The organism is Xenorhabdus sp. PB61.4 (assembly GCF_963894935.1).
GTDB lineage: Bacteria > Pseudomonadota > Gammaproteobacteria > Enterobacterales > Enterobacteriaceae > Xenorhabdus > Xenorhabdus stockiae.
In genome coordinates this window covers 24,650-31,635 of sequence record NZ_CAWQJR010000179.1, presented here as the reverse complement: position 1 = coordinate 31,635, position 6,986 = coordinate 24,650, and the positions used below count along the sequence as shown (strand labels likewise).

The window sequence follows — 6,986 nt, the reverse complement described above, 5'->3', positions numbered from 1 at the left end:
GTTTATTGAGTCTATCCATAGAGTTTTTTATATAAATCAGTAGCACATGTAACAATTAACACTAAAGTTTTTTATTAACTCATATTTTTCCAACATGGGATATAATGGCTTTGTAATTAATTAAATAGAATTCAATATAAATATAGAAATTAAAATAGATGTAATTATAAAACCCGGTATTTCCCATAGCTTTTATTCATAACCGAATAAAAAAAACAGGATGAGTAAAACGACTCATCCTGTTCCTTTTTACCAGTCAGCTAATTATAGCTGATATCAGGCGTGTTTTTTCTCACCAATTGGCAGAATGGTACGGCCATACTGTTCATTCAGAACTTCAGCCATTGCCAGATAGAAAGCACTTGCACCACAAATCACACCTTCAAAACCAGCAAAAGTCAGAAGGCTGGCGTTACCAGTGATGTTACCAATCGCCAGCAGAGCGAACAGTACAGTCAGGCTACCGAAAATGAACTGCAAAGTGCGGTTAGCTTTCAGAGTGCCAAAGAACATAAACAGCGTGAAAATCCCCCACAGCGCAAGATAAACGCCGAGGAACTCAGGGCTGGTTGCTTCTGCCAGACCCATTTTTGGCAGGAACAGCACACCAATCAGACTCAGCCAGAACATTCCGTAAGAAGTAAATGCAGTTGCACCGAATGTATTTCCTTTTTTGTACTCAATGATGCCTGCCAGCACCTGAGCCAAACCACCATAAAAAATTCCCATACTTAAAATAACAGACGCTAATGGGAAAAAACCCGCATTATGCAGATTCAATAAAATGGTTGTCATGCCAAAACCCATCAAACCCAATGGGCCTGGGTTCGCCAACTGATTAGAACTCATATTTTCCCTATAAATTCAAATAAAACAAAATATTAAAAAAGATTTTCATAGCACTTTTCTATGCCAGAAAACCATAAAAGGCGGCGGATCATAATGTGATGGCATCAACTACACAATGCCCTCAGAAAAATTTTTTTATTAAATCTCAATTTTTTTTCGATCTCCCCCTTGATGCTGAGCTGAATGACCCCATCTAAGTCTCAACTACAGTTACTACTGACACTTCAGTAACGGCTGAAAACATACAATGAGGAATTTCTGGCAGACAGTGCCATTGAAAAGAAAACATTCATCCTCATATAGCGTAGTAACTTGACCGAATATATGAATTCTTTGTGGAGGCGTTTAGATGGGTAAAATCATTGGTATCGACTTGGGAACTACCAACTCTTGTGTAGCAATTATGGACGGCACAACAGCACGTGTGCTTGAAAACAGCGAAGGTGATCGTACAACCCCTTCAATCATCGCATATACTCAGGATGGTGAAACTCTGGTTGGTCAACCAGCTAAACGTCAGGCTGTTACTAACCCGCAAAACACCCTGTTTGCCATCAAGCGCTTGATTGGCCGTCGTTTTCAGGACGAAGAAGTTCAGCGTGACGTTGCTATCATGCCATACAAAATCACCAACGCAGACAACGGTGACGCATGGTTGGAAGTAAAAGGCCAGAAAATGGCACCACCTCAGGTTTCTGCTGAGGTCCTGAAAAAAATGAAGAAAACCGCAGAAGACTATCTGGGTGAGCCAGTAACAGAAGCAGTTATCACTGTTCCTGCTTATTTCAACGATGCACAGCGTCAGGCAACTAAAGATGCGGGCCGTATCGCAGGTCTGGAAGTTAAACGTATCATTAACGAACCAACTGCGGCAGCTCTGGCTTATGGTCTGGATAAAGAAGTTGGTAACCGTACTATCGCAGTTTACGACTTGGGTGGCGGTACTTTCGATATCTCTATCATCGAAATCGACGAAGTTGACGGCGAAAAAACGTATGAAGTTCTGGCAACCAACGGTGATACTCACTTGGGTGGTGAAGACTTCGACAGCCGTATGATCAACTACCTGGTTGATGAGTTTAAGAAAGAACAAGGTATCGATCTGCGTAACGACCCACTGGCTATGCAGCGTCTGAAAGAAGCAGCAGAAAAAGCGAAAATCGAGCTGTCTTCCGCTCAGCAGACTGACGTGAATCTGCCATACATCACTGCAGACGCAACCGGTCCTAAGCACATGAACGTTAAAGTAACCCGTGCAAAACTGGAATCTCTGGTTGAAGATCTGGTGAAACGTTCTATCGAGCCACTGAAAGTTGCACTGAATGACGCTGGCCTGTCTGTATCTGACATTCAGGATGTCATTCTGGTTGGTGGTCAGACTCGTATGCCAATGGTTCAGAAAGCTGTTGCGGATTTCTTCGGTAAAGAACCACGTAAAGACGTTAACCCAGATGAAGCAGTTGCAATGGGTGCGGCAGTTCAGGGCGGTGTACTGGCTGGTGACGTGAAAGACGTTCTGCTGCTGGACGTAACTCCACTGTCTCTGGGTATCGAAACCATGGGTGGCGTGATGACTTCTCTGATTACGAAGAACACCACTATCCCAACTAAGCACAGCCAAGTATTCTCTACAGCAGAAGACAACCAGTCTGCGGTAACTATCCACGTATTGCAGGGTGAGCGTAAGCGTTCCAGCGATAACAAATCTCTGGGTCAGTTCAACCTGGACGGCATTCAGCCAGCACCTCGTGGTATGCCTCAGATCGAAGTGACTTTCGACATCGATGCCGATGGTATCCTGCACGTTTCTGCGAAAGACAAAAACTCTGGTCGTGAGCAGAACATCACCATTAAAGCATCTTCTGGTCTGAATGAAGAAGAAATCCAGCAAATGGTACGTGATGCAGAAGCTAACGCAGAAGCTGACCGTAAGTTCGAAGAGCTGGTTCAGACTCGCAATCAGGCAGACCAACTGGTTCACGGCACTCGTAAGCAAGTTGAAGAAGCTGGCGACAAACTGACTGCTGACGAAAAAACCGCTATCGAGAAAGCTGTTGCTGAGCTGGAAACTGCGGCGAAAGGTGAAGATAAAGCTGAAATCGAAGCGAAAATTCAGGCTCTGGTTGAAGCATCCAAGAAACTTCTGGAAATCGCACAGCAGCAGGCTCAGGCAGGCGCAGCTGATGCAGATGCAGGCAACGCCGCGAAGAAAGATGACGACGCTGTAGACGCTGAATTCGAAGAAGTTAAAGACAAAAAATAATAGCCCTTAGCGGGCAAAGTAACAGGACGCCTGTTACTTGTTAACTAGCACGGGCGTTGAGGTAACACTCTACGCCCGTTTGTGCGTGTTAGGGGTAAACAATACGATGGCAAAAAAAGACTACTACGAGGTTTTGGGTGTTTCCAAGACCGCTGATGAAAAAGAGATCAAGAAAGCCTATAAGCGATTGGCTATGAAATTCCATCCTGACCGTAATCAGGGTGATAAAGAAGCTGAAGCCAAATTTAAAGAAATTAAAGAAGCATATGAGATCCTGACTGACTCTCAGAAGCGCGCAGCTTATGACCAATATGGTCATGCCGCCTTTGAACAAGGTGGTATGGGTGGCGGCGCCGGTGGTTTCGGTGGAGCGGACTTTAGCGATATCTTTGGTGACGTTTTCGGAGATATTTTCGGTGGTGGCCGTCGTCAACAACGCCCAAGCCGTGGTTCTGACCTGCGCTACAGCATGGACTTGACACTGGAAGAAGCTGTCCGTGGTGTGACCAAAGAGATCCGCATCCCAACACTGGAATCCTGTGAGAGCTGTCATGGCAGTGGCGCAAAAGCAGGCACCAGCCCGGAAACCTGTTCGACCTGTCAGGGTGCTGGTCAGGTACATATGCGTCAGGGCTTCTTTACTGTTCAGCAGCCATGTCCTCAATGTCATGGTCGTGGAAAAATCATCAAAGAACCATGTAACAAATGCCACGGTCACGGTCGCGTTGAAAAATACAAAACACTGTCCGTTAAAATCCCGGCAGGTGTCGATACCGGTGACCGTATTCGCTTAAGTGGTGAGGGTGAAGCCGGCGAACACGGCGCTCCGGCAGGTGATTTGTACGTTCAGGTTCAGGTTAAAGCGCACCACATCTTCGAACGTGATGGCAGCAACCTTTATTGTGAAGTGCCAATCAACTTTGCAACCGCAGCACTGGGTGGCGAAATTGAAGTACCGACTCTTGATGGTCGCGTCAGCCTGAAAATCCCGGCGGAAACTCAGACCGGCAAATTGTTCCGCATGAAAGGCAAAGGTGTTAAATCCGTTCGTGGCGGTGCACAAGGCGATTTACTGTGCCGTGTTGTCGTGGAAACTCCGGTTAAACTGAACGAAGAACAAAAAGAGCTGATGCGCCAACTGGGCGAATCTTTTGGCGGAAAAAGTGGGGAAACCAATAGCCCACGCTCCAAAAGCTTCCTTGATGGCGTGAAAAAGTTTTTTGATGATTTGACTAAGTAATTTAGTTTATTTGTCAGGAACGAATTTACTCAGCCAAAAGCTGGTTTTAATTCTCCAGTCACATAGATAAAATAACTGTGTGACTGGAGCGAATGTTCTTAGCCAACAAAAAATAACTTAAAAGACAATAAATGTCCCCGACAAATTAGAATCATCCCCTACCCTAATTTCATTCCGACAACCCCACTGACAATCACAACACAAGCCAGCAATCGCATTTTGCTAAACGGTTCCCGTAAGATGAAAACCGATAATAGCATGGCAAATAATATGCTGGTTTCGCGTAATGCAGCGACCAGTGCAATAGGAACATGGCTCATTGCCCAAATGGCAATACCATAGCTGACTAGTTGCATGAATCCACCAAGAAGCCCTGGTTTCCAATATTGGCGAATACTTTGTCTGACAGTATTTCTGTATTTGAAATACATCATCCCACCCATTACCCAGCCATAGACAGCAAACAGCCACAGAATATAAGTCAGGGCATTATCACTGGCACGGGCACCCACGCCATCAACCAATGTGTAACAGGCAGTAAAAACAGAAGTTGTAATCGCTGCAATCAATGCTCTGCGATCCAGTCGGAGAGATTTCTTCCCATAAGGAAATGCAATAAAAATGACGCCAACAATAATTAAACCAACACCCAGCATCGCTAAAGGTGGTAACGTTTCCTGTAAAATAACCCAACTCAGCAAAGCAGTAATAAGCGGCGCACATCCTCTGGCTATGGGATAGATCTGGTTTAAGTCTCCCATTTCATAAGAACGGCTTAAAAACAGGCAATAACCAATTTGCAGTACACAAGATAATATTAACCACGGCAGGGAGCTGATTGTCGGTAATCCAACCCAGAATAACCCCAAGGTTGAGATTAACCCGGAAAAAAACGCGATAAGTGTAATTCCCAAAAATCGATCAGCACTCACTTTTATCACTGCATTCCAACTAGCGTGTAATAAAGCAGCTCCAAGAACGGCAAATAATACTAGTGTTTCCATAATCGTATTTACCTTTGTTTTTTTATTGTTATTGATTAGTTTTTATTAAGTTAATAAATCATCCTCCATAAATCCCCAAGTTAGTCAAACTTAATTTCTATCGAGTAATCCTCGGAAAACACAATGTTAAAAATACATAAAGTCGAATATATCGAATCATATAGCACAAATAATCTACTTTTTCCGAAATCAAAGTTAATGTAGTATTTATAACTTCATTAGCCATAATCACGATATTTATATCCACATTATTTATAAAAATAACATTTATACCCAATATTCAGGTAACTATTGTCTCTACAACAATAGTATCGACAACCTAATTCATCTTATAGGTTATTAATTTATGACTGCAATTATTCGTCAATTCTTAAAATTAGAAGCAGCAGGAGGGATCCTCCTTATTATTGCTGCCATTATTGCGTTGGTGATGGCAAATACGCCATTACAGACTATCTATCATCAGTTTCTTAACTTACCCGTTGCAGTTCAGTTTGCTGCGCTGGAAATCAATAAGCCATTATTACTATGGATAAATGATGGATTGATGGCTGTTTTCTTCCTGATTGTGGGTCTGGAAGTTAAGCGGGAACTTATGGAAGGCTCTTTAGCCAGCCGTGATAAAGCCATTTTTCCGGCCATTGCAGCCGTCGGAGGTATGCTTGCCCCAGCATTAATTTATCTACTCTTTAACGGCAGTGATGAAATCACCCGTCAGGGTTGGGCAATTCCCGCCGCCACCGATATTGCATTTGCACTTGGTGTGATGGCTCTCTTAGGGAATCGCGTACCTACAGCGCTAAAAGTATTTTTGCTCGCACTGGCAATTATTGATGATTTAGGGGTCATTATTATTATTGCCCTGTTCTACACCAAAAGTGTTTCAATAGTTGCACTGGGGCTGGCTGCGGCAATGATAGGGCTGCTGGTATGGATGAACTGGCGAGGTGTTACCAAAACATCCGCTTATTTGGTGGTTGGGGTAATTCTGTGGGTTTGTATCCTTAAATCAGGTGTTCATGCCACGTTAGCGGGAGTGATTGTCGGGTTTCTGATCCCTCTGCGCTGTAAAAACGGTCACTCACCTTCCGAAGCACTTGAGCATGGTTTGCACCCGTGGGTAGCGTATTTAATCCTGCCACTCTTTGCTTTTGCCAATGCCGGGATTTCACTACAAGGAGTCTCTCTGGAAGGTTTAAGCGGGATGTTACCTGTCGGTGTTGCTCTTGGCCTGTTTATCGGAAAACCGTTAGGCATTTTCCTGATTAGCTGGCTCTCAGTGAAACTGGGGATTGCCAAATTACCGGCAGGAATTGGAATGCAGCAAATCTTTGCAGTCTCTGTCCTGTGTGGAATCGGCTTTACAATGTCTATTTTTATTTCCGGTCTGGCATTTGAAGGTCTTAGTGAAGACTTCAGTACCTACTCACGTTTAGGGATATTGATTGGCTCGACCACCGCTGCTTTTATTGGCTATGGTTTGCTCAATAAACTCCTGCCAAAGAAGGTCTTAGCAAAGAAAAAAATATAGCCAAATGCCGTCGAATAGACTAATTTAGGCGCATAATCGAGACAATTCCAAATTAATTCATCCTCTTAATATTCACGGTATAACGTCTCACCTGCTGTA

At 43.9% G+C, this 6,986-nt stretch carries 5 protein-coding genes; 3 read left to right on the top strand and 2 right to left on the bottom strand.

Translation table 11 applies throughout. From position 1 onward, the window contains the following. Positions 1–276: 276 nt before the first annotated feature. A complete protein-coding gene (gene satP / locus AACX68_RS14325) occupies positions 277–849 on the bottom strand; it encodes an acetate uptake transporter (RefSeq protein WP_228859580.1) in 573 nt (190 codons plus the stop codon). Positions 850–1,198: 349 nt separating this feature from the next. On the opposite strand from satP, the gene dnaK reads away from it, so the two are divergent. Continuing rightward, entirely contained in the window at positions 1,199–3,112 is a 1,914-nt protein-coding gene (gene dnaK, locus AACX68_RS14320) for a molecular chaperone DnaK (RefSeq protein ID WP_228859579.1), read from the top strand. 106 nt (positions 3,113–3,218) lie between these two features. Further along, positions 3,219–4,352 carry a molecular chaperone DnaJ gene (gene dnaJ, locus AACX68_RS14315; RefSeq protein ID WP_228859581.1) on the top strand — a complete coding sequence of 378 codons (1,134 nt, stop codon included), beginning with the start codon at positions 3,219–3,221 and terminating at the stop codon, positions 4,350–4,352. 158 nt (positions 4,353–4,510) lie between these two features. Here dnaJ and AACX68_RS14310 read toward each other — a convergent pair whose 3' ends face one another. Further along, complete coding sequence (locus tag AACX68_RS14310) at positions 4,511–5,356, bottom strand: DMT family transporter (RefSeq protein ID WP_228859578.1); 846 nt, start codon at positions 5,354–5,356, stop codon at positions 4,511–4,513. A 346-nt stretch (positions 5,357–5,702) separates the two neighbouring features. Between AACX68_RS14310 and nhaA the strand changes: the two genes are divergently transcribed. After that, positions 5,703–6,887: a Na+/H+ antiporter NhaA gene (nhaA, locus tag AACX68_RS14305; RefSeq protein WP_228859577.1), complete on the top strand. Its 1,185-nt coding sequence runs from the start codon at positions 5,703–5,705 to the stop codon at positions 6,885–6,887. Positions 6,888–6,986 lie beyond the last annotated feature (99 nt).